Source organism: Citrobacter sp. KH_055_1, assembly GCF_057838705.1.
Window position 1 is genome coordinate 4213744 of the sequence record NZ_CM174473.1, and the last position, 22801, is coordinate 4236544.

The following is a 22801-nucleotide window of genomic DNA, read 5'->3' on the forward strand; positions in this document are numbered from 1 at the left end:
GCTAAAACTCGAACTGATAGAGCAAATCAAGTGCCTGATCAACGCCAGACACAGCTTCCAGATATAGCTTAGGCATCAGACGATAACGTAGCGTGAGTGTCGCTAAAGAGTCAAATATACCCACACCATATTTCACCTGCAGACCTGGCAGTACATATCCGCTGACAACCACCTGAGATGAATCGCCCACCCCTTGCGTGTCCAGCGCCAGATTGCTTACGCCAAACGTCTCCCCGATTTTACCCACAATCTGACCACTTTGTGCAACCCCTAAGCCAATAAGCATAGACGTCATTGCCGCACTATCGCTCTGTTCGCTGTCCAATCCTTGCCCGCGCAGCAGGTAAGAGAGTGCCATTTGCTGCGACATCGCCGGGTCGGAGAAGATTTCCGCTTTCGGTTCATCTGCCGTACCCGTTACGCGAACACCGGCGATCACGTCGTCTTCGGTGGCATCCGGGTTACGAATAGCCTCGATATTGAGCAACGGCTGATCCGGTGGACCGGAGAACAACAGCTCACCTTTACGTACAATCAAATCCTGACCATACGCATGGAAGCGGCCGCTTGGGATATTAATCTGCCCGTTGAGGCCCAGCCCCTGCTTATCCTGTGCCACTTTGAGATCGCCCGTCAAACGTGCTTTCAGACCAAAGGCATCGATACGCACGTTGTTGCCGACGTGGATGTTCAGGTTGCTGTTGATCGGGATCCCGGCGCTCTGCGGTTTCTCCGGCTGTAGATTGTCATTGAGCATCACCATATCACTGGAAACACCGACTGCGCTTTCCGGCAGGTCGTGCACCACAATACGCGCCCACGGCACATCAACATTGCCGTTCAGAGTAAACAGGTTCGGCGTGGCTTCAAATTCCACATCCGGCGAGACATCCAGGCGCACCATTGGCGGCACGGTGATACGCACCCGGCTGCCTTTGGCCGCAATGCGCGCTCGCCAGTTGTCTAGTTGACTCCAGTCGGCGTCACCGCTCAGGTTTATCTCTCCCTGCTGCGTGCGCACCACGCCCGCAATTGTCGAACGGGTCCCGGTGAAGTTAACGGCCAACTGGCTGGGTTGCATGTCGAACGGCATAAAGTTGCCGTCAACGTCCAGGCCGCTCAGCTGCAACTGGCCGAGCAATTGTGGACTTTGCAGGTCACCTCCGAGGCGCAGGTTGGCGTTTAGCATTCCGGCGGCTTTTTCGCCGCGCGAGAAGATAGGATTCACCATCGCTAAATTGAAATTGCGGATATTGACGTTCCCGCCCAGATTGCGTCGTCCTTGCGGGTCACTTATCTGCACCTGACCGTCAAACTGGCCGTTATTGGTCAGGCGGATCAGCCAGCCCAGTTCGGCACGGTTGTTGTGCAGGTCGGCGGTGAGATTCAGCGTGTCAAACGCCACCGGCAGCGGGGCATCGTTGACGCTTTGTGTCACCTTCACATTACGTCCATTCAGCGTCACCTGCCCCTGCGGCAGTCCTTCTTTGGTGGTGTCCCAGCTCACATCGGCCTTGCCTGTAAACACGCCGCTGGCCTGGGTGGCATCCGGCATAAACGGTTTCAGCATCGCCAGATCGAAACGGTTAAGGCTCACCACTGCGCGACCTTCCGCTCCGGCATCTATCGTCTGCGGTACGCACAGTTCCGCATTTGGGTTGTTCCAGCAGTGCGGCCCGATGCTGATTTTCTGTTCCTGATTGCGGTAATCCAGCGCAATGGCGCGGTTCAGCGACCACGGACCAACCGGGGTCTGGAAGCGGGTATTGCTTAATTCCCCTTTCCAGCGCTGCTCTTTGCGATCAAAACTCCCGGCCAGATCAAGCTGTCCCGAAACCGGCTCGCCCTGAATACGTAGCTGCAGCTCATGCTGCTTTTCGCTTCCTTTGGCGTTCAGCGTAACCAGATTGATGTTCACATCAGGTTGCACAATCCGCTCAACGCGCACGTTGAGGTTACCGGCAATCTGCTCCGCTGATTTCACATCGCCTTCAACACGCACCTGAGCCACGGACAGTTCCTGCCAGCGCAGGCCACGGGCGGTGATATCCGCCAGCAGTTCCGGCGCCTCTACCGTACCACGCACCTTGACCTGCCCCTTCGCCGTGCCGCCCAGCCCCGGCAGCGCGTTATCCAGACTTGGGGCATCAATCGTCGCGTCGAGATTGAGATCTTTGACGCCCAGCTCACCTTTCACCTCAGCGCTGTTGCGCCCCAGTTCCAGATGCAGGCCGGGGATGGTCCACTGCAGGTAGCTGTTACCCTTCAGCGAGCCGTTCACATTGACCTTGTTCTGCTTCACGTTACCGCTCAGCTTCAGCTCTGGCACCTCCATCTGCCAGCTTCCGCCGTACAGGCTACCGCGGGTTTTGATCACACCATTCAGTTTCGAGGGCCAGTCCGGCACCTCTTTCGCCGTATTGATGCCGTCCAGCGTCAGCTCCCCGCGCCAGCTAATGGCTTGCTGCCAGTCCACCAGCGCTTTCAGCTCGGTTTTACCTTCCAGCGCGGCAACGCTAAGTTTGTCGAGATTGATCTGCTGCTCATTGCCTTTGGCATCCAGCGTGATGATCGCCGGAGGAATATCCTGGCCTTTCACGGCGGCGTGCATCGAGAGCGTATAGTCGGTCATCTTACCAGTCAGCTTGAGCTTGATGTCATCGGCCTGGAACTGCTTATCGCCGGTAAATGGCCAGTAAACCTGCTTACTCACCACCTCCAGATTGAGCGGTAATCCCGCTTCCGCCAGACGTGTCTGTGCACGCAGATCCATGTCCACCGGACCAGACAGATTGACACCCACTTCCAGCTGGTCACGCAGCGCGCCGCCAACCTTCAGCTTCACCTTCTCGCCTTTTAACGGTTCGATGTTCAGCGTGCTGTTGAGGGTAATATCAACCGGCCATTTGTCGGTCAGTTGCGCCGTACCGCTGGCCTTCACTGCCCCCTGGCTGGAGTCGATATCCAGCGCGTCGAGCTTCATGTTGCCGTCAATGCTGCTCACCTTCAGCAGCATGCTGTGCACCGTTAAATCCGTATCACCAGTGACGCGCAACTGCTCACCGCGAAATTCTTCGATATTAAGATTCAGCGGCAGATGAACGTCGGTCATTTCCGGCAAAACAGGTTTTGAGAACAGATCTTTCAGCGTTTCGCCCAGCGGTTTTTCATCCGGCTGCGGGTTTTGGATCTTCGGTTCCACCACCTCTTCCTGCGCCACGTCCGCCACTTTTGGCAGGGCGATTAACAGCCCCTGCAATGACGTAGGTTTCAGGGTCAGCGTTTTTTCCTGCCAGTTCAGTCCGGAGGTAAAATCCAGCACCGACACCGTGGTGTCATCGATTTTGATATTGATGTTGTTAAGCGCCACGCGGGAAAGCGTGATCGGGTAAGGCGTGGAGAGGTTTAGCGGGCCGCTGTCTTCTTCCTCAACCGGCGCAGAAGGCGGCATCTTTTTGCTGTCGATCGCCACGTTGATGTCTTTCAGCGACAGATCGTTGACGCACAGGCTGCTGTCCCACAGGCAGTTAAGACCAACGGCCAGATGCACTTCACCGGCATTCACCGCCACACCAGGTTGGTCGTAGCGAATATTTTTAAGCGACAGATCCCGCCAGCCGCCGGTGACCTGGCCAATCTCCAGCCCTGGAACCCAACGATTAGCGGCCTTGAAGACCAAATGCAGGCCCGAGGTCGTGCCGACGAGGAACGCCACGGAGCCCAACAACAGCAGGATAACAATCAATACGCCGAGGCTTATCTTCTTCCATAAACTCATAATTCAGGCCCCAGACCGATGTAAAACTGTAAACCATGTTCATCTTTGTCGCCGATCGGCGCAGCTAAATCGAGCTTGATCGGCCCGACCGGTGACTGCCAACGAACGCCAACCCCAGCACCGGTTTTGAAATCGCTTCGGCGGATATCGCTCACCGCTTCACCGCTATCCACAAACATCGCCCCCCACCATTTACCGGTTACGTTGTACTGGTATTCCAGCGATCCTGTCGCCAGCTTGGAGGCCCCTTTCAGCTTGCCGTCACTCCCTTCAGGCGAAATAGATTTGTATTTATAGCCGCGAATACTGCGATCGCCCCCGGCGAAGAAACGCAGGTCCGGCGGGACTTTGTCGAAATCGCCGGTTTCAATCCAGCCGAGGTTGCCACGCATCACAAAGCGATGGCTGTCGTACAGCGTACGGATCCAGACGTTTTGCGCCTGAAAGACGGAGAAGTCGACGTCAGAGCCCCAGGCAGTATTGGAGTAATCAATGGAATAGCGCTGGGAATCGCCCCAGACGGGCATCAGGCCGCCGCGCGAGCGCGTCCGGCTGATCATCACGCCCGGATACAGCAGCATCGTGGTGTTGGTGACGTTACCCTGAGTAAAGTGGTCAAGACTCCAGCGCAGGTTGATCGCACGCTGCCAGCCGCTGGAGAGGTCCCAGTAGCGGGAGACGGCAAGCGTTGTTGAGTCCTGCTCGGTGTCGTTTAAATCGGTACGTTTAAAGCCCCCCTGCACCAGGTAATACTGCTCCAGCGGGTTCTTTAACAGCGGCATTTTATAGCTGAAATCCAGGACCTGCTCCGGCGCAGAGATACTGGCACTGGTGGTCAGGCTATGGCCGTAGGAGTTCATCCACGGCTTTTTCCACGTGGTTTTTAACCGTGGCCCGACGTCGGTTGAATAGCCCACCCCGGTTTCAATGGTGTTTTCCGTGCGTGGTGAGACCACGCCTTTCAGCGGTAACACTTTGGTTTCGCGGGCTTTGTCGAACTCTGGTGCCACAACGACAGAATTAAACCAGCCGGTTGCTGAGAGACGGCGGTTCAGCTCCGCCAGGTCCTTGGATTCGTACTCTTTGCCCTCTTTGAACGGCACCAGGTTTTGCAGGTACTCATCGCGAATTTGCGAACCTTCAAAGGTGACATGACCAAAGCGATAGCGCTCACCGCTGTTGTAATCGATATCCCAGAACGCCTGGCGACGATCGAGCGCAATCCCCAGCTGGCTTTTATTAAATTCACTGTCAAAGTAGCCTTTGCGCAGCGCCACGCTGGTTAATGACTTTTTGAAGCTGTCATAGTCTCCTTGATTGAGCACCGTGCCGATTGCCGGACGCGTTTTCAGCAGATCCAGGTAATCGCTATCGGTGCGCGCCCCGCCGCGTAAAACAACGTCGGTGCCACCAATAAGTACCGGCTCTCCGGGCGTCACTTTAGCGATTAATACCTGACGTCCCTTCGCCGGCGGCGGACGCAGTTCAAAATCAATGGTCGGCTCAAAATAGCCCAGCGCTTTTAACCCTTCGCGAATAGCGTCATCAACGCGCGCACGAAAACGTCGGTCCGGTGTGACTTCATCACTTTGAATCGTGGACAACTGCGCACGGACGTTTTTCTCCAGCGGTCCCGATAATCCTTCGACCTGTAAGCGAACATTTGCGGCGACGGCCGGGCCGCTTAAGCACAGCAACCCCACCCAACACAACTGACGGATATGTGGCACATTTTCTCCTGAATATCCTTTTTTCCCACCCCTGGAAAAAAATACTCTGCCGTTCCTCGGCTTAACAAAAAATCAACAATAAGAGTTGAAAAACAGACGGCAACCCAAATATTTCTTATGTTTAACTCTAGACGTATTCACGCCAGTTATTGTGGGCAAAGACGCGTCTTGTTACAACCTTAACCCAAATGACTGATTTCGGGAGAACGGCCATGAGTTTATTTGATAAAAAGCATCTTGTTTCTCAAGCAGATGCTCTACCTGGACGCAACACCCCGATGCCCGTGGCAACGCTGCATGCGGTGAACCAACATTCGATGACCCACGTACCCGAAGGGATGGAAATCGCCCTGTTCGCGATGGGCTGTTTCTGGGGCGTGGAGCGTTTGTTCTGGTCTTTACCCGGCGTTTACAGCACGGCTGCCGGGTATACCGGCGGCTACACGCCTAACCCAACCTATCGGGAAGTCTGTTCTGGCGAAACGGGCCATGCCGAAGCGGTGCGTATCGTTTATGACCCGCATGTTATCAGCTACGAGCAACTGCTGCAGGTGTTCTGGGAGAATCACGACCCGGCGCAGGGCATGCGTCAGGGCAATGACCAGGGCACGCAGTATCGTTCGGCCATTTATCCGCTCACGCCGGAGCAAAAGAGTGCCGCAGATGCCAGCCTCGCGCGTTTTCAGGCGGCGATGACCGCTGCGGGCGATGACCGCCACATCACGACAGAGATTAATACCGCCACGCCGTTCTATTATGCCGAGGACGATCACCAACAATATCTGCATAAAAACCCTTATGGATATTGTGGTATTGGCGGCATTGGCGTGTGCCTGCCGCCGCAGAACTAATCTGCTGCTGCCCGATGGCGCTACGTTTATCGGGCCTGTCGGGTCAACTATTGCTCCCGCGCCAGCGCGGCATGGCGCGTGGCATTGGCGACGGTTCCCCTTTCCGTCACTTTGCCCTTGAGCAGCAGATTAAACACCGGCGCAGCCGGGCGATTGAGGCGGTTTTGCAGCAAATGCACCGCTTCTACGCCTAATGCCCGACAGGGAATGGTAATGCTGGTGACCGCAGAAACCACATGGCCATCCAGTTCTTTGACGTCCGTGGTCATCAGCGAGATATCATCGGGAATGCGTACCCCCAACGCTTCCAGCACGCGACGAACGCCGCTGGACATTGACGCCCCGGCACAGAAAATCACTTCCGGCCATTCGCTCTGCGGCAGTTCACGTAGCCGGTCGCTAATCGCCTGTATCGCCTCTGGTTCAGAAAATCCTTCCGTCACCAACAGATCGCGCCGGGCATCAAACGGCACCTGATACTGCCGATAGATCTCCTTTATGCCTTCCAGACGCCAGTACAGGGTTTCACGTCGTAGGCTGGTGACGTGGAGAATGCGCCGATGCCCCTGCTCAAAAAGATACTGCACCGCCTGGTTGCCAATCGATCGGTGATCGGGCGAGACCGCGTCCAATACCCCTTCTTTATCCTGTGAGTTGATCAGCACGCAGGGTTTTCCCAGCGACTGCGCCAGCTTATGCACGGTGGGGTCATCAATGCCGATGAGAATAATAGCGTTGATATTCTTACTGTTGGCCTTTTGCAGAAAGAGCTTGATGTCGGCTCGCTGCTCATCTAACCCGCAGTAGCTCAGATAGACATCATGCGGCGCAATAGCTTCAGCAATACCGCGCGTCACTTCGAGGTAAAACACATCGCCCTGCGCAATGAATGTGCGCTGTGGAGCGAAGACCGCAATCCCGTTGATCAGCAGCCGCCCGCAGGCCAGCGTATCAAGCACCCCTAGCTGGCGCGCGCATTTCACGATGGCTTCCCGAGCTTTATCGCTGGTACAGGACTTCCCGCTCAGTACCCTCGACACGGTACTCACGGAGAACCCGGTTAAGGCAGCGATTTCATCCATTTTTAGCTTGCCTGACATTCTGTGACCTCGCTCGCAATCTATTTTTGCAAGTTTTTGCAAACCTAGTTCATTGACTCTAAAACACTTTTTTAATATCTGTGCGAACTTCTTCCTCATCCTGCAACCGCTCTCACAAAATCACATTGTCGATATTCCAGGCGTTTCTTATGGTCCGCTTATCCCTTATTTCTGATGAAAAGGCCTGACATGAAAAAATTACGCTTTGGCATTATTGGCGTGGGAAATATTGGCACCGTCCACGCCCGCTATCTGCTGGCTGGGACCGTAAAGGACGCCTGCCTGACGGCGGTCTGTGATAATAACGCCGACAAGCATGCCGCTATTCGCCAGTTAGTAGGCGATGCGGTTGCACTGTTTATCAGCGCTGAGGAGATGCTGAACAGTGGGCTTGTCGACGCGGTTATCGTCGCTACGCCGCACTATGCGCATCCGGGTTTATCGATGATGGCGATGCGTCTTGGCATTCATACGTTGTGCGAAAAACCGGCCGGGGTCTGTACCGCGCAGGTCCACGAGATGAACACCTGCGCCCGTGAATGCGATGTGGTGTTCGGCATGATGTACAACCAGCGCCCGAACCCGCTGTATCAGAAAGTAAAAGATCTGATCGACAGCGGCGAGCTGGGCGAATTGCGCCGCTCCAACTGGATAATCACCAACTGGTATCGCTCACAGAGTTACTACAACTCCGGCGGCTGGCGCGCGACATGGAAAGGCGAAGGCGGCGGCGTGCTGCTCAATCAAGACCCGCACCAGCTTGATTTGTGGCAATGGCTGGTCGGTATGCCCATACGCTTGCGCGCGTTTTGCCAGTTTGGCAAACACCGCCAGATTGAAGTAGAAGATGAGGTCACCGCCTACGCGGAATACGCCAACGGTGCAACCGGCGTGTTCATCACCACCGTCGCCGAAACCCCCGGCACCAACCGCCTCGAGATCGTCGGCGATCGCGGAAAAGTGGTGGTGGAAGAAGGCCGCCTGCGCTTCTGGCGACTGCGTGAATCCGAAACCGACTTCAACGCCCGCTGGCAAAACGGCTTTGGCGAGCCGGAGTGCTGGGAAGTGACTATCCCTACCGCACCAGAATGCAGTGAGCATCATGTCATCACCGCCAATTTCACCGCCGCGGTCCTGCACGGCGAACCGCTCATCGCCCCTGGTCTGGAAGGCATTCGCGGCCTGACGCTGTCCAACGCCATGCACCTCTCCACCTGGACCGATGACTGGGTTGAGCTGCCAATTGACGAGCAGCGCTATGCCCGGTTGTTGCAGGCGCGTATCGACTCATCGGTCGAGAAAACCACCGCCAGCCGCACGCTGGACGCCTCCGCAAGCTGGCAGCGTTAAGGGGATGACCATGCTGAATATTGCCATTGTCGGCACCGGAAACATCTCCCATAACCACATTCAAAGCTATTTACAGTTTGCGGATCGCTGCCGGATCGTCGCGCTGGTCGACATCTGGCCGGAAAAAGCCGAAGAGAAGAAAACGCGCTACGGCCTAAGCGAAGCACGGGTCTACAGCAGCCATCAGGCCATGCTGGACGCGGGTATTAATGTGGACGTTGTCGACGTCTGTACTCCGCCGTACGTCCACGCCGACATCAGCATTGATGCTCTGCACGCGGGCAAACACGTGCTGTGCGAAAAACCGATGGCCGCCTCGCTCGCAGAGTGTGATGCGATGATTGCCGCGCAGAAAGCCAGCGGAAAAATGTTATCGGTCATCGCACAAAACCGCTTTACCGATGCCTTCTGGCGCTTAAAAGCCGCCGTTGATTCCGGCCTTGCGGGCAAAATTTGCCACGCACAGGTGGACTCGTTCTGGTGGCGCGGGCATTGCTATTACGATCTGTGGTGGCGCGGCACCTGGCAGAAAGAAGGCGGCGGCTGCACGCTGAATCATGCGGTACACCACATCGATGCAATTCAGTGGATGCTCGGCTTCCCGAGCGAAGTGGTAGCGATGATGAGCAATGTCGCCCATGACAACGCGGAAGTGGAAGATCTCAGTGCGGCCATTTTCAAATATTCAGACGGGGCGCTGGCTCAGCTCACCGCATCCGTTGTGCATCATGGTGAAGATCAGAAAATCGTTATTCAGGGCGAAAAGGCGCGGATCTCCGCCCCGTGGAAGGTGTATGCCAGCCAGTCGGCGGATAACGGCTTTCCACAAGCGGACAATAATCGCGAACTGGAAGAGCAACTGGACGCGCTGTTTCATGCCATGCCTGCGCTTCAATGGACGTTGCATAGCGGACAAATCGACAACCTGCTCAGCGCTATCGAACAACAGACGCCCCCACTGGTCGACGGGGAACAGGGTAAACGTTCGCTGGAGCTGATTACCGCTATCTACAAATCCGCCATTATCCGCACGGTGGTAACGCTGCCCATCCCCAGCCACGACGATTTTTATCGTACCGGCGGCCTGATGGCAAAAGCCCCGCATTTTTATGAGAAATCCGCCTCCGTGAGCAATTTCACGGAAGTCGGTGCTATCCCTCTGGGTAAAGACTTAGATTCAGGAGCAGAGTAATGAACAAGACAGATGGAATGAACTACGCCCCGACCGGCAAACCGCAGCCGGTGGTAAAACCTGGTGAGTTTGTGATTGCCGCTGCCACGCTCGACCACGGTCATATCTACGGGATGTGCAACGGGCTGATCGAAGCCGGAGCCACCCTGAAGTGGGTGTACGACCCGGACCCGGCGAAAGTGGAGAAATTCCTGCAACAGTACCCGCAGGCGCAGGTGGCTGACTCACTGGAGACCATTCTCAACGACCGCGATGTCAGGCTGGTCGCCGGGGCGGCAATCCCCTCTGAACGCTGCCCGCTGGGACTAAAGGTGATGGCGGCGGGTAAAGATTATTTCACCGACAAAGCACCGCTGACTACTCTCGAACAGCTGGAAGACGCCAAAGCTATGGTGGCCAGGACCGGGCGCAAGTACGCGGTTTACTACAGCGAGCGCCTGCACGTTGAAAGCGCAGTTTTTGCGGGCGATCTGGTCAAGCGGGGGGCAATTGGCCGGGTGATCCAGACCCTGGGCACCGGCCCGCATCGTGAAGGCAGCGGACGTCCGGACTGGTTCTACGATCGACGCTATTTCGGCGGCATTCTGTGTGATATCGGCAGCCATCAGATTGAGCAGTTCCTGTTTTACACCGACAACCTCGAGGCGCGTGTGGTCGCAAGCCAGGTGCGCAACGTTAATCATCCACAGTATCCACAGTTTGAAGACTTTGGCGATGCGATGCTGGCGGGCGAGAACGGCGCAACGGGCTATTTCCGCTGCGACTGGTTCACGCCGGACGGCCTCAGCACCTGGGGGGACGGACGCCTGACGCTGCTGGGCACCGAGGGCTATATCGAGATCCGCAAGTATGTCGATATTACCCAAGGTGAACAGGATGTAGTGTATCTGGTTAATAAAGAGGGGGAATTCCGCTATCCGGTCGCCGGTAAGGTAGGGTTCCCGTTCTTCGGCGAGTTTATTCTCGACTGCCTGAACCGTACCGAAAACGCCATGACCCAGGCCCACGCGTTTAAAGCCGCCGAGCTGTGCGTGAAGGCGCAAATGCTCGCCAATGCGCATGCATAATGGGGGCAGCATGAAAACGTTAAATGCCGCCATTATTGGTGCCGGTGCCATCCACCGTAGTCACGTCAACGCCCTACGGCTCTTGCCGGGGGTGACGCTACGCGCGCTGGTCGACACCGACAGCGTCAACGGGCTACAGCAGGCGATGACCTATAACTGCCGCTTTTATCCCAATTACCGGGAAATGCTGCTGGATAACGACATTGACGTCGTGCATATCTGTACGCCGCATTTTGAGCATAAAAATATGATTCTCGCCGCCCTTGCTGCCGGGAAGCATGTGTTTTGCGAAAAACCGGTAGGCATGAATGGAGGGGAAGTTGCCGACATCGCTGACGCCGCAGCCTCGGCGCCGGGACTACTGGGCGTGTGTTACCAAAACCGACTGAATCCCACCAGCCTACGCATACGCGATGAACTGGCGAAAAATACGCTTGGCAAAATGCTCAGCATGAAAGCCGTGCTGACCTGGTCACGCTCCGGGGCGTACTACAGCGACAGTCCGTGGCGCGGGCGTTTTGCCCGCGAAGGCGGCAGTTTGCTGATTAATCAGGCCATTCATACTCTCGATCTGATGCAGTGGTTCGCCGGGGGCGTCACACGCTTAAAAGGCGTGGTGGATAGCAGCGAACTGGCAGCGGTGACGGAAGCAGAAGACAGCGCGATGGCAACGCTGCATTTTGCCAACGGTGCACGTGGCCTGTTTTACGCCAGCAACTGCAATACGCTCGATTCGCCGCTGCTGCTGGAGATCCACTGTGAAAACGGCATGCTTCAGCTAACTGACAACGCGCTATGGCGCGTCACAAAGGACCAGCGCCTGAAGCTGGAAAGCGATGGTTCACCAGACGGCAGCGCCAAAAGCTACTGGGGTCTTGGTCACCAACTGGCCATTCGCCAGTTCTATCATGCTATTACCCATCGCGGTCAGACAGAATATATCGATATCCATCAAGCCCAAAAATCGCTGTTGATGGTGGACGCTATTTATCGTTCATCTCTGACGCGACAATGGATAAATATTAATAATTAAAATTCATTAAGCATTCCATAAGTAAATAAATAAGCCGGGTAATACCGGCATACAGATACCCTATACACAAAATCATTCAAGATGCTTTAAGGCGGCAAGTCTGGTAACGCCCAGGCGCTTACATAAATAAGTGACTGGGTGAGCAGGCGTAGCCAACAAAGAGGCTGCTTGAAGGATGACGTATATATACACTGGAAAAATAATTATGGTTAAACCAACTGAACGCAGAGTCGGTTATGGTGTAGCAATTGGCTACGGCATCACTGATTTATTTGGCGGCGGGGCTTTCGCTATTATCGGCACCTGGCTGTTATTTTTTTACACTACCTATTGCGGTTTAAGCGTCCTGGAGGCAGGTTCCATATTTGCTATTGCCCGCGTGATTGATGCTTTACTCAGCCCGATTATGGGCTACGTCACCGATAATTTTGGCAATACCTGGCTTGGGCGGAAATTTGGCCGTCGCCGCTTCTTTTTATTACTCAGTTCGCCGCTCATGTTTCTCTATGCCCTGCTGTGGCTGACCGATATGGGTTACTGGTATTACCTGGGAACCTATTTGTCGATTGAATTGCTGTCGGCCATGGTACTGGTACCGTGGGAAACCCTGGCAGCAGAGATGACTAACCGTTACGAAGAGCGTAGCCGCCTTTCCGGCGTGCGCATGATCTGCTCGCAGCTCGGCGGCTTTCTGGCCGTCTCAGTTCCCGGCATTCTCATGCAGTTTACGGGCAAAGATAATCCGTTTACCTACACCCTGACCGGGATTATCTTTTCCGTCGTTTTCTGTATCGCCGTGTTTATTACCTGGCGCTGCACATGGGAGGCCAAAGATGTGCAAGAGGAGACATTTAAAACGGACCTTCAGCGCAGTAGCGGATTGTTCAATCATCTGAAGTACCTGGTACTCGATCTCTTCTCCTCGTTCAAAATTCGCGCCTTTCGTTTGCATATTATTATTTATATTTTCTCTTTCACCGCGATGGATGTATTCGGTTCAGTATTTACCTTTTACGTTATCTATTGTTTGAATCAGGATGCTGCATCGGTTTCCGGCTGGTTAAGCATTGCCGCGTTTGCGTCGGTGTTTGGCACCTATGGTTTTATGCTATTACTGAATAAACTCAATATTACGCCGTCCGCGGCGCTGCGACTCTCTTATAGCTGTATATTTGCGGTGCTGGCATTTTTATTTATTATCTATTACACCCAAACTCAGGTCTCCAACGTGTTGTTCTCCGCCGTCTTTATTCTGCTCGGCATGGCGCGCTCGGGTCTCTATTATATTCCGTGGAATATTTACAGTTTTATCCCCGATATCGACGAGATGGTGACCCAACAGCGGCGCGAAGGCATTTTTGCGGGCGTAATGGTACTCACCCGCAAAAGTACCGTGGCTATCGCTATCCTGCTGATCGGCATGGTGCTGGAGGAGTCGGGTTTTGTGAAAGGCAGCGGCGCCCAGCCTGCAATGGCGCTGCACGCCATTATCGGCTTGATGATCTTTGCTACCACCGCGCTGCTGGCCGTCAGTTTCTACACCACCTACAAATTCAAGCTTACGCGTGAGACGCATAAATTGCTGCTCAAAGAGATAGCCCGCCGCAAGCTGGGAGGCAACTATCGCGACTGCGATGAGGAAACACGGGTGGTGATAAAGCAGCTCACCGGCTACGAGTACGATGAAGTCTGGGGTGGCAGTGCAACGCAGCGGGCCACGGGGCGCGTCAGTCTTTCAGAAGCAGAATAAGGAGCGCATCATGTATAAACCCTGGAGCAAAACGCAGGCACAGCGCTGGTATCAGCAGCAACCTTGGGGCTGTGGTTTTAATTACTTACCACGTACTGCGGTCAACTGGCTCGACATGTGGCAAGCCGAGAGTTTCGATATCCACACCATCGAACAGGAACTTCGCTGGGCCAGCCAGTACGGCTATAACCAGCTGCGAACGAACTTACCGTTTACCGTCTGGCAGCATGACCGCGATGGCCTGATTGGCCGTATCGACACCTTTCTAAGCATTGCACACACCCACGGTATCAAGGTGATGTTGACGCTGCTCGACGACTGCGCCTTTTCCGGCGATGAACCGTTTATCGGCCTGCAAAAAGCCCCGGTTCCCGGCGTGCATAATAGCCAGGCGGCGGGCAGTCCGGGACGGGCCTGCGTAATGGACAGAACATGCTGGCCGCACATTGAAGCCTACGTTCGCGATATCATTCGATACTATCGTCATGACTCGCGCATCTGCGTCTGGGATCTCTACAATGAGCCCGGCAATGGCGGGATTTTCTGTAGCACAGGTGAATTTGCCCGTTACGACGACCGGCTGGAAATTTACGCCTTGACCCTGCTAACTCACCTGTTTAGCTGGGCGCGACAGGAGTCGCCGTCTCAGCCCCTAACCGTCGCCGCCTGGCATATTGACGATCGCGCAGCATGCGGGAACGCCTTTACCCATCCGATAGATGTTGCCGCACTGCGACTTTCAGATGTCATTAGCTACCATGCGTATGTTGATACCCCAGGCCAACTGTCTCTTTTGTCACAGCTCGCTGAGTTTGGCAGACCGGTTTTCTGTACCGAATGGCTGGCCCGCCACGTTGGTAGCCGAATAGAAGAACAGCTGCCGCTGTTTAACGCGCAGCGCGTTTCCAGCTATCACTGGGGGCTGGTGCAGGGCAAAACGCAAACCTGGCTACCGTGGCCGGATATCGCGCTCAACGACAAGACCGCACAGCTATGGTTTCATGATGTCCTGAAGCCAGACGGTTCACCCTATTGCGAACAAGAGATGCAGACCGTACGCCGGATTAACGCCGTTGGATAAGCCGCAATAATCCCCCTCTGGCGACTTTACAGTACCTTACGCTATACTAGCTTCTGAATTTACCGGCTCACTTCCACGAGCCGGTCTTTAGTTTGAATTCAATATAGATTCATACGGATTTATCCATTTCCCTTCCGAGGATCTGGCCTTAACGGCTGGATAAGATATGTTAAACAGTATTTTAGTCATTCTCTGCCTGATCGCCGTGAGTGCGTTTTTCTCGATATCCGAGATCTCGCTTGCCGCATCACGCAAAATTAAACTTAAGCTGCTTGCCGATGAAGGCAACATTAATGCGCAACGCGTAATGAAGATGCAGGAAAACCCCGGCATGTTCTTCACGGTGGTGCAAATTGGCCTTAACGCCGTCGCCATTCTTGGCGGTATCGTGGGTGATGCGGCATTTTCCCCGGTCTTTTACGGCCTTTTCTCAAAGTACTTTGCTCCAGAACTGTCCGAACAACTGAGCTTTATTTTGTCGTTCTCGCTAGTAACGGGTCTGTTCATCCTGTTCGCGGATTTAACCCCGAAACGCATCGGTATGATTGCGCCAGAAACTGTGGCTTTGCGCATCATCAACCCGATGCGCTTCTGTTTAATGGTGTTCCGTCCGCTGGTGTGGTTCTTCAATGGGCTGGCAAACAGTATTTTCCGGCTGTTCAAGATCCCAATGGTGCGTAAAGATGACATCACCTCCGATGATATCTATGCCGTATTTGAAGCCGGTGCGCTGGCGGGTGTCTTGCGTAAGCAGGAGCATGAGCTGATCGAAAACGTGTTCGAACTGGAATCCCGTACCGTACCGTCATCCATGACCTCACGTGAGAACGTCATCTGGTTCGATCTGCACGAAGATGAGCAGAGCCTGAAGAACAAAGTGGCGGAACATCCACATTCCAAGTTTCTGGTGTGTAACGAAGATATCGATCACATCATCGGCTACGTGGACTCCAAAGATCTGCTGAACCGTGTGCTGGCCAACCAAAGCATGGCGCTGAACAGCGGCGTGCAGATCCGCAATACGCTGATCGTCCCGGATACCCTGACGCTGTCTGAGGCGCTGGAAAGCTTTAAAGCCGCAGGCGAAGACTTTGCCGTTATCATGAACGAGTACGCGCTGGTGGTGGGCATTATCACACTGAACGACGTGATGACCACGCTGATGGGTGACTTAGTCGGTCAGGGTCTGGAAGAACAGATTGTAGCGCGTGACGAGAACTCCTGGCTTATCGACGGCGGTACGCCCATTGATGACGTGATGCGCGTACTGGATATCGACGAGTTTCCGCAGTCTGGCAACTATGAAACCATCGGTGGTTTTATGATGTTTATGCTGCGTAAAATCCCGAAACGTACCGACTCAGTGAAGTACTCAGGCTATAAATTCGAAGTGGTGGACATCGATAACTACAAGATCGATCAGCTGCTGGTGACGCGTCTGGACAGCAAACCCACCGTTCTGGTGCCAAAGCTGCCGGATGCGAAAGAAGACGGCGCGGCATAAGTTTGCCGACCTGAAAACATCAACGGCTCCTGTTACAGGAGCCGTTTTTTTATAGACTACTTAAACTACCGCATAGCACTTTGATCAAGCCATCTCAGTTTGCAGACGCAAGACCTGACGGTTAACTTCGGACATAACAGAAAAATGCAGTTTGTCCTTCACTTTTGGGATAAGAATCTTACCCTTATCAAATTCAAAAGCGCCTACGTCCTTGATATATAACCGTCCACGAAACAGGATCTTCACGTACTTCGCCACCTGCAGCGGGTTGTACCGTTGGAAAATTTTCATTGTTGTCTCCTGCTGAGCATTACGCCTTTGCGGTACCACAATCGGTCCGACAATCCTCAGGCGCAAATTTTAATGCCATATGACTATAGACTATCTCTACGTTGTTTCCAGCGTGTATAAGTTTATTTACCTTCAGGTTACAATTATTCAGAATTATCTTTTCAACGTTTCGCTGTCCTCAGTATAAGCCTTCATTTTTCACAGGATTTGTGCGCTCGTCCGCAAACTGGCATTGCGCTTGCGGGAAAAAGCATCAATCGCACATATGCTTAAACTCCACACCCAAGTGGTCGGATCACCTGCAAAATAAGAAAGAAGGAAACACCATGACCTTACAAAAACTGCTGGCACTGTCGTGCCTGTTGCTGCCGATGATGGCCTCTGCCCATAAATTTGAAACCAACCAGCGCGTGCCGCCGGTCGGGATCGCCGATCGCGGCGAACTGATTCTTGATAACGATAAGTTTAGCTACAAAAGCTGGAATAGCGCGCAGTTGCCGGGGAAAGTTCGCATTGTGCAACACATCGCCGGACGCACCTCAGCAAAAGAGAAAAACGCCACATTGATTGAGGCCATCAAAGCGGCGAACTTGCCGCACGACCGCTATCAGACCACCACCATCGTTAACACGGATGATGCCATTCCCGGCTCCGGCATGTTTGTACGCAGCAGCCTTGAGAGCAACAAGAAGCTTTACCCGTGGTCACAGTTTATTGTCGACAGCAATGGCATCGCGCGTAAAACCTGGCAACTGGACGAAGAGAGCTCAGCCATCGCGGTCCTCGACAAAGACGGTCGCGTTCAGTGGGCGAAAGACGGGGCGTTAACGCAAGAAGAGGTGCAGCAGGTTATCGCCCTGCTGCACAAATTGCTCAGTAAATAGAGACCCGGAAGCCGGGGTTAAGGAACGATTCACGCGGGGTGTAATCCAACGGTTTACCCTGCCAGTCGTGAACGTGCGCTCCGGCTGCCGCGGCAACGGCGTGGCCTGCTGCGGTGTCCCAGACGTTGGTCGGCCCAAAACGCGGGTACAGCTGTGCCTGCCCTTCTGCCACCAGGCAGAACTTCAGCGATGAGCCAATCGACGTGGTCTGGTGCTCACCGAGCTGTTGCAGATACTCTTTTAGCTCGTTGTCGGCATGCGAACGGCTTATCACCACCAGCGGTGGACGCGCGTCGCGCACCTGGATTTGTTTGTGCACGCCGCACTCTTCTTTCCAGGCTTTACCTTCGGCCGCGCTGTACATCACCTTCATTACCGGGGCATATACCACGCCCAGTACCGGTTTTCCTTTCTCGATCAGCGCGATATTAACGGTAAATTCACCGTTACGTTTGATGAACTCCTTGGTACCATCCAACGGATCAACCAGCCAGTAACGCTGCCAGTGCTGGCGGATATCCCAGCCCGGCGGGTCCTCTTCTGACAACACCGGAATATCTGGCGTCAGCGCCTGTAATCCTGCAAGGATCACCGTGTGCGCGGCAATATCCGCCGCCGTGACCGGAGAATCATCCTGCTTGCTGGTGATTTCTATCGGTTTGATTCCATCGTAGACCTGCATAATGGCATCGCCCGCGTTCCGTGCAAGCTGGCATACATGTTCTAGCATTCTCCACCTCATTTATAGCAGCGGTGTTAACTCGTTGTTTTACTTATACCCGATCGTCAGAGGATCCGCCAACTGTGATAGCGCCTGCGGTTTTAAACGCTCTATTCATGGCATGATTCACACTTCTGTAAGCAATAAGCTGTATATACATTTTCTTTTGTGGCCTGGTTCTAAAAAGGATGCCCTCTGATGATTAAGTTTAGTGCAACGCTTCTGGCCACGCTGATAGCGGCCAGCGTGAATGCCTCAACCGTCGATCTGCGCATAATGGAAACCACTGATTTGCATAGCAATATGATGGATTTCGATTATTACAAAGATACGCCAACGGAAAAATTCGGCCTGGTACGTACGGCAAGTCTGATCAATGCCGCCAGAAATGAAGTCAAAAACAGCGTACTGGTCGATAACGGCGATCTGATTCAGGGCAGCCCGCTCGGGGATTACATGGCGGCGAAAGGGCTGAAAGCCGGCGAAACGCACCCGGTTTATAAGGCGCTGAATACGCTGGATTACGCGGTCGGCAACCTCGGCAACCATGAATTTAACTACGGTCTGGACTATCTGCATAAGGCGCTCGCAGGCGCGAAGTTCCCTTACGTTAACGCCAATATCATCGACGTTAAAACCAAAAAACCGCTTTTTACCCCCTATTTGATTAAAGACACCGAGGTGGTCGACAAAGAGGGTCACAAGCAGACGCTGAAAATTGGCTACATCGGTTTTGTGCCACCGCAAATCATGACCTGGGATAAAGCCAATCTCAGCGGCAAAGTGACAGTGAATGACATCACCGAAACCGCACGTCAATACGTACCGGAAATGCGGGCCAAGGGCGCGGATGTGGTCGTCGTGGTGGCTCACTCGGGCCTTTCTGCCGACCCGTATCAGGCTATGGCGGAGAACTCGGTTTATTACCTCAGCGAAGTACCGGGTGTTGATGCCATCATGTTTGGTCATGCTCACGCCGTGTTCCCGGGGAAAGACTTTGCCAACATCAAAGGCGCAGATATCGCTAAAGGTACCCTGAACGGCGTTCCGGCAGTAATGCCAGGCATGTGGGGCGATCATCTGGGCGTGGTGGATTTGGTGCTGAATAACGACAGCGGGAAATGGCAGGTCACCCAGGCGAAAGCTGAAGCCCGCCCGATTTATGATGCGGCGGCAAAAAAATCCCTGGCCGCTGAAGACACGAAAATCGTTGAGATCCTGAAAGCCGACCATGACGCCACGCGCGAATTCGTCAGCAAACCAATCGGTAAATCGGCCGATAACATGTACAGCTATCTGGCACTGGTGCAGGACGATCCAACCGTGCAGGTGGTGAACAACGCGCAAAAAGCTTACGTTGAACGCTTTATTCAGGGCGATCCGGATCTGGCGAAACTGCCGGTACTTTCCGCCGCCGCACCGTTTAAGGTGGGCGGCCGTAAGAACGATCCGGCCAGCTTTGTTGAGGTGGAAAAAGGCCAGCTCACCTTCCGCAACGCCGCCGATCTGTACCTCTATCCCAACACGCTGGTAGTGGTAAAAGCCAGCGGTAAAGAGGTGAAAGAGTGGCTGGAATGTTCCGCAGGACAGTTTAATCAGATTGATATTCACAGCAGCAAACCGCAGTCGCTGATCAACTGGGATGGCTTTCGTACCTATAACTTCGACGTGATCGACGGCGTAGACTATCAGATTGATGTGTCACAACCCGCCCGCTACGACGGCGAATGCCAGACGATCAACCCGCAGGCAGAGCGTATTAAGCATCTGACCTTTAACGGTAAACCTATCGACCCGGACGCTACCTTCCTGGTAGCAACCAATAACTATCGCGCCTACGGCGGTAAGTTTGCCGGTACCGGCGACAGCCATATCGCCTTTGCCTCACCGGATGAAAACCGCTCGGTGCTGGCCGCATGGATAGGGGCCGAGACGAAGCGTGCCGGTGAAATTCACCCGGCGGCGGATAATAACTGGCGTCTGGCGCCGATCCACAGCGAGACGAAGCTGGATATTCGTTTTGAAACCTCGCCGTCCGATAAAGCCGCCGCGTTTATCAAAGAAAAAGGACAGTATCCGCTGCAAAAAGTCGCCACCGACGATATCGGTTTTGCGATTTATCAGCTGGATTTGAGTAAGTAATTTTAGTGCCGGATGCGACGCAATAGCGTCTTATCCGGCCTACGCATGAAGCCGACTTGTAGGCCGGATAAGCGCAGCGCCATCCGGCACATCGTTCACGCCGGGATCCGCTGCGCCAAAACCTGCGGTAAATTCATTTCGATCCAGTCCGCCAGTGCGGCAACTTTATCACTCACCTGCTCACCCAACGGCGTCAAACTGTATTCCACGTGCGGCGGTACCACCGGATACGACACCCGGTTGATAAACCCGTCCTGCTCCAGCGCCTGTAAGGATTGCGCCAGCATCTTTTCACTGACACCGCCCATCTTACGGCGCAGATCGCTAAAACGGTGCGTGCCGTCGCGCAGCGCCACCAGAATCAATACTCCCCAACGGCTGGTAACGTGTTTTAACACCTCGCGGGAAGGACACTGTTCAGCAAATAAGTTGCCGTCGCGCAGTTGCTGAGAAAGCGTCGAATCTGTCATTTTCATACTTACCTTTTTGTGCGTACTTACTAAAAGTAAGTTTAGGTGTTAGCGTGAGTCAACACAAGACAAAAACCTGGAGTTCCTCATGATTGCGATTACCGGCGCCACTGGCCAACTGGGCCAACACGTTATTGAAAACCTGCTGAAAACCGTTCCCGCCAGCCAGATTGTGGCGATTGTGCGTAACCCAGCGAAAGCCGCTACCCTCAGCCTGCAGGGTATTACCGTCCGCCAGGCGGATTACACCGACGAAGCCGCCTTTACCACCGCGTTGCAAGGCATCGACAAACTGCTGCTGATCTCCTCAAGCGAAGTCGGACAGCGTACCCCACAGCACCGCAACGTGATCAATGCGGCGAAATCTGCACGTGTGAAATTCATCGCCTACACCAGCCTGCTGCATGCCGATACCTCCCCGCTGGGGCTGGCAGATGAACACGTGGCAACCGAGAAGATGCTGGCAGAATCCGGCCTCGATTACGCGCTGCTGCGTAACGGCTGGTACAGCGAAAACTATCTCGCCAGCGCCCCCGCAGCCCTCGAGCACGGCGTGTTTATTGGTGCCGCCGGAGACGGCAAAATCGCCGCCGCCACCCGCGCGGACTACGCTGCTGCCGCCGCGCGCGTCATCAGTGAAGAAGGCCATGCCGGGAAAATCTACGAGCTGGCGGGAGATGAAGGCTGGACGCTGAGCCAATTGGCCGCCGAACTGGCTCAACAGAGCGGCAAAAAAGTGGTGTATCAGAACCTTAGCGAGGCCGATTTTGCCGCCGCGCTGAAAGGGTTTGGCCTGCCTGCCGGACTGGCAGAGATGTTGGCCGACTCTGATATCGGTGCCTCAAAAGGCGGGCTGTTTGACGACAGCCATACGCTGAGCACACTGATTAAACGCCCGACCACATCGCTGGCGGAGAGCGTCAGCGGCATCGTAAACTGTTAAAATTTGGTTAATTACGGTGGCATCCCCGCGCATCCTCTCTGATAATGATAAGACGATGTGTGGGGAGAGATAACGTGCAGGGTGTACCTGAGCAGTTTATTGATGAGAAAGACAGCGCCCGTTTTCGCCATCTGGCGCAGATACCGGGCGTTGAGCTGTATCATGCGCATATCTCGCGTTACGCGTTTGAGCCTCATACCCACGAAGCGTTTGGCATTGGCGCGATCGAAGCCGGCGCCGAGCGTTTTCGCTATCGTGGCACCCAGTACGTGGCACCGGCCCATTCCGTCGTGACCATGAATCCCGATGAGCTGCACACCGGCGAGGCTGAAACCGCCGACGGCTGGCGCTACCGGATGATTTATCTCGACCCCTCTCTTCTGCAAGAGGTCACCGGGATCCGCCACTGGTGGTTCCATGATGTGACGCGCCACGATCCCCACCGTTCACGCCAGATCTGTTCGCTGATCCACGGGATGTGGAACACCGAGGATCCGCTGGCACAAAAAGGATTGCTGCTCGATCTGATCGACACCTTCCAGCCACTGGCTCGTCATGCGCCGGTGTCGCGGGAAGGCGCGCATCGCTTTGATCGCGTGCGCGAATATCTGCATGATAACTACATGCACCCGGTTACGCTCGACGAACTGGCTCGCGTGGCTGCGCTCAGCCCCTGGCATTTTCAGCGCCAGTTCAAACTGCACTTTCACGTCACCCCGCATCAGATGCTCATGGCTGTTCGCCTGTGGCGCGCCAAAGATTTTCTCACGCGCGGTATGCCCGCCGCCGACGTTGCTGCGGCAACCGGCCTGACCGACCAGTCTCACCTCACCCGCGCGTTTACCCATCGCTACGGTATTACGCCTGTGCGTTATCAGAAGCAGGTTTATTCGCGCTAATGCGCAATCTCATAC

The 22801-nt window shown here is 54.5% G+C and carries 18 protein-coding genes; 12 read left to right on the forward strand and 6 right to left on the reverse strand.

Annotation, left to right across the window (positions count from 1 at the left end):
• Position 1: 1 nt before the first annotated feature.
• Both tamB and tamA read right to left on the reverse strand, forming a co-directional pair.
• Positions 2–3778: an autotransporter assembly complex protein TamB gene (gene tamB, locus AC3ITF_RS19830; RefSeq protein ID WP_489175963.1), complete on the reverse strand. Its 3777-nt coding sequence runs from the start codon at positions 3776–3778 to the stop codon at positions 2–4.
• Positions 3775–5508: an autotransporter assembly complex protein TamA gene (tamA, locus tag AC3ITF_RS19835; protein ID WP_115259591.1), complete on the reverse strand. Its 1734-nt coding sequence runs from the start codon at positions 5506–5508 to the stop codon at positions 3775–3777. Before tamA ends, tamB begins: the two co-directional genes overlap by 4 nt.
• A gap of 212 nt (positions 5509–5720) precedes the next feature.
• Here tamA and msrA point away from each other — a divergent pair, with 212 nt between their 5' ends.
• Positions 5721–6359 (forward strand): peptide-methionine (S)-S-oxide reductase MsrA, encoded by a 639-nt coding sequence (gene msrA, locus AC3ITF_RS19840; protein WP_115259592.1) that lies wholly within the window; start codon positions 5721–5723, stop codon positions 6357–6359.
• A 47-nt stretch (positions 6360–6406) separates the two neighbouring features.
• Here msrA and AC3ITF_RS19845 read toward each other — a convergent pair whose 3' ends face one another.
• Complete coding sequence (locus AC3ITF_RS19845) at positions 6407–7459, reverse strand: LacI family DNA-binding transcriptional regulator (RefSeq protein ID WP_117342413.1); 1053 nt, start codon at positions 7457–7459, stop codon at positions 6407–6409.
• Positions 7460–7648: 189 nt separating this feature from the next.
• Between AC3ITF_RS19845 and AC3ITF_RS19850 the strand changes: the two genes are divergently transcribed.
• From AC3ITF_RS19850 to paeA, 7 genes are all read left to right on the forward strand, one after another.
• The gene (locus AC3ITF_RS19850) at positions 7649–8809 is read left to right on the forward strand and encodes a Gfo/Idh/MocA family protein (RefSeq protein ID WP_096758543.1); all 1161 of its coding nucleotides are present in this window, start codon (positions 7649–7651) and stop codon (positions 8807–8809) included.
• A gap of 10 nt (positions 8810–8819) precedes the next feature.
• Positions 8820–10001, forward strand: coding sequence for a Gfo/Idh/MocA family protein (locus AC3ITF_RS19855; protein ID WP_489175964.1), 1182 nt, complete (start codon positions 8820–8822; stop codon positions 9999–10001).
• Positions 10001–11068 carry a Gfo/Idh/MocA family protein gene (locus tag AC3ITF_RS19860; RefSeq protein ID WP_115259595.1) on the forward strand — a complete coding sequence of 356 codons (1068 nt, stop codon included), beginning with the start codon at positions 10001–10003 and terminating at the stop codon, positions 11066–11068. Before AC3ITF_RS19855 ends, AC3ITF_RS19860 begins: the two co-directional genes overlap by 1 nt.
• Before the next feature lie 10 nt (positions 11069–11078).
• Positions 11079–12101 (forward strand): Gfo/Idh/MocA family protein, encoded by a 1023-nt coding sequence (locus AC3ITF_RS19865; RefSeq protein WP_146717616.1) that lies wholly within the window; start codon positions 11079–11081, stop codon positions 12099–12101.
• Positions 12102–12306: 205 nt separating this feature from the next.
• A complete protein-coding gene (locus AC3ITF_RS19870) occupies positions 12307–13851 on the forward strand; it encodes an MFS transporter (RefSeq protein WP_115259597.1) in 1545 nt (514 codons plus the stop codon).
• 10 nt (positions 13852–13861) lie between these two features.
• Positions 13862–14932: a glycoside hydrolase 5 family protein gene (locus tag AC3ITF_RS19875; RefSeq protein WP_489175965.1), complete on the forward strand. Its 1071-nt coding sequence runs from the start codon at positions 13862–13864 to the stop codon at positions 14930–14932.
• 166 nt (positions 14933–15098) lie between these two features.
• Positions 15099–16436, forward strand: a complete 1338-nt coding sequence (gene paeA, locus AC3ITF_RS19880) for a polyamine export protein PaeA (protein WP_096758548.1) — start codon at positions 15099–15101, stop codon at positions 16434–16436.
• Positions 16437–16520: 84 nt separating this feature from the next.
• Here the strand turns inward: paeA and AC3ITF_RS19885 are convergent, their stop codons facing one another.
• Positions 16521–16727, reverse strand: coding sequence for a DUF1107 domain-containing protein (locus AC3ITF_RS19885; protein ID WP_003025710.1), 207 nt, complete (start codon positions 16725–16727; stop codon positions 16521–16523).
• A gap of 326 nt (positions 16728–17053) precedes the next feature.
• Between AC3ITF_RS19885 and AC3ITF_RS19890 the strand changes: the two genes are divergently transcribed.
• Positions 17054–17611 carry a YtfJ family protein gene (locus tag AC3ITF_RS19890; RefSeq protein ID WP_135912677.1) on the forward strand — a complete coding sequence of 186 codons (558 nt, stop codon included), beginning with the start codon at positions 17054–17056 and terminating at the stop codon, positions 17609–17611.
• Here AC3ITF_RS19890 and cysQ read toward each other — a convergent pair.
• A complete protein-coding gene (cysQ, locus tag AC3ITF_RS19895; protein WP_115259599.1) occupies positions 17601–18341 on the reverse strand; it encodes a 3'(2'),5'-bisphosphate nucleotidase CysQ in 741 nt (246 codons plus the stop codon). The genes AC3ITF_RS19890 and cysQ overlap by 11 nt on opposite strands.
• Before the next feature lie 189 nt (positions 18342–18530).
• Here cysQ and cpdB point away from each other — a divergent pair, with 189 nt between their 5' ends.
• Entirely contained in the window at positions 18531–20474 is a 1944-nt protein-coding gene (gene cpdB, locus AC3ITF_RS19900) for a 2',3'-cyclic-nucleotide 2'-phosphodiesterase (RefSeq protein WP_137363250.1), read from the forward strand.
• 95 nt (positions 20475–20569) lie between these two features.
• Here the strand turns inward: cpdB and AC3ITF_RS19905 are convergent, their stop codons facing one another.
• Positions 20570–20944, reverse strand: a complete 375-nt coding sequence (locus AC3ITF_RS19905; RefSeq protein ID WP_411509644.1) for a winged helix-turn-helix transcriptional regulator — start codon at positions 20942–20944, stop codon at positions 20570–20572.
• Positions 20945–21032: 88 nt separating this feature from the next.
• Here AC3ITF_RS19905 and AC3ITF_RS19910 point away from each other — a divergent pair, with 88 nt between their 5' ends.
• Entirely contained in the window at positions 21033–21887 is an 855-nt protein-coding gene (locus tag AC3ITF_RS19910; RefSeq protein WP_115259601.1) for an SDR family oxidoreductase, read from the forward strand.
• Between the two features lie 74 nt (positions 21888–21961).
• Complete coding sequence (locus tag AC3ITF_RS19915) at positions 21962–22786, forward strand: AraC family transcriptional regulator (RefSeq protein ID WP_096758553.1); 825 nt, start codon at positions 21962–21964, stop codon at positions 22784–22786.
• Positions 22787–22801: the final 15 nt, after the last annotated feature.

Coding starts and splice junctions, on each gene's coding strand:
- tamB (WP_489175963.1), bottom strand. CDS start 3,778: ATGAGTTTATGGAAGAAGATAAGCCTCGGCGTATTGATTGTTATCCTG.
- msrA (WP_115259592.1), top strand. CDS start 5,721: ATGAGTTTATTTGATAAAAAGCATCTTGTTTCTCAAGCAGATGCTCTA.
- AC3ITF_RS19845 (WP_117342413.1), bottom strand. CDS start 7,459: ATGTCAGGCAAGCTAAAAATGGATGAAATCGCTGCCTTAACCGGGTTC.
- AC3ITF_RS19850 (WP_096758543.1), top strand. CDS start 7,649: ATGAAAAAATTACGCTTTGGCATTATTGGCGTGGGAAATATTGGCACC.
- AC3ITF_RS19855 (WP_489175964.1), top strand. CDS start 8,820: ATGCTGAATATTGCCATTGTCGGCACCGGAAACATCTCCCATAACCAC.
- AC3ITF_RS19860 (WP_115259595.1), top strand. CDS start 10,001: ATGAACAAGACAGATGGAATGAACTACGCCCCGACCGGCAAACCGCAG.
- AC3ITF_RS19865 (WP_146717616.1), top strand. CDS start 11,079: ATGAAAACGTTAAATGCCGCCATTATTGGTGCCGGTGCCATCCACCGT.
- AC3ITF_RS19870 (WP_115259597.1), top strand. CDS start 12,307: ATGGTTAAACCAACTGAACGCAGAGTCGGTTATGGTGTAGCAATTGGC.
- AC3ITF_RS19875 (WP_489175965.1), top strand. CDS start 13,862: ATGTATAAACCCTGGAGCAAAACGCAGGCACAGCGCTGGTATCAGCAG.
- paeA (WP_096758548.1), top strand. CDS start 15,099: ATGTTAAACAGTATTTTAGTCATTCTCTGCCTGATCGCCGTGAGTGCG.
- AC3ITF_RS19885 (WP_003025710.1), bottom strand. CDS start 16,727: ATGAAAATTTTCCAACGGTACAACCCGCTGCAGGTGGCGAAGTACGTG.
- AC3ITF_RS19890 (WP_135912677.1), top strand. CDS start 17,054: ATGACCTTACAAAAACTGCTGGCACTGTCGTGCCTGTTGCTGCCGATG.
- cysQ (WP_115259599.1), bottom strand. CDS start 18,341: ATGCTAGAACATGTATGCCAGCTTGCACGGAACGCGGGCGATGCCATT.
- cpdB (WP_137363250.1), top strand. CDS start 18,531: ATGATTAAGTTTAGTGCAACGCTTCTGGCCACGCTGATAGCGGCCAGC.
- AC3ITF_RS19905 (WP_411509644.1), bottom strand. CDS start 20,944: ATGACAGATTCGACGCTTTCTCAGCAACTGCGCGACGGCAACTTATTT.
- AC3ITF_RS19910 (WP_115259601.1), top strand. CDS start 21,033: ATGATTGCGATTACCGGCGCCACTGGCCAACTGGGCCAACACGTTATT.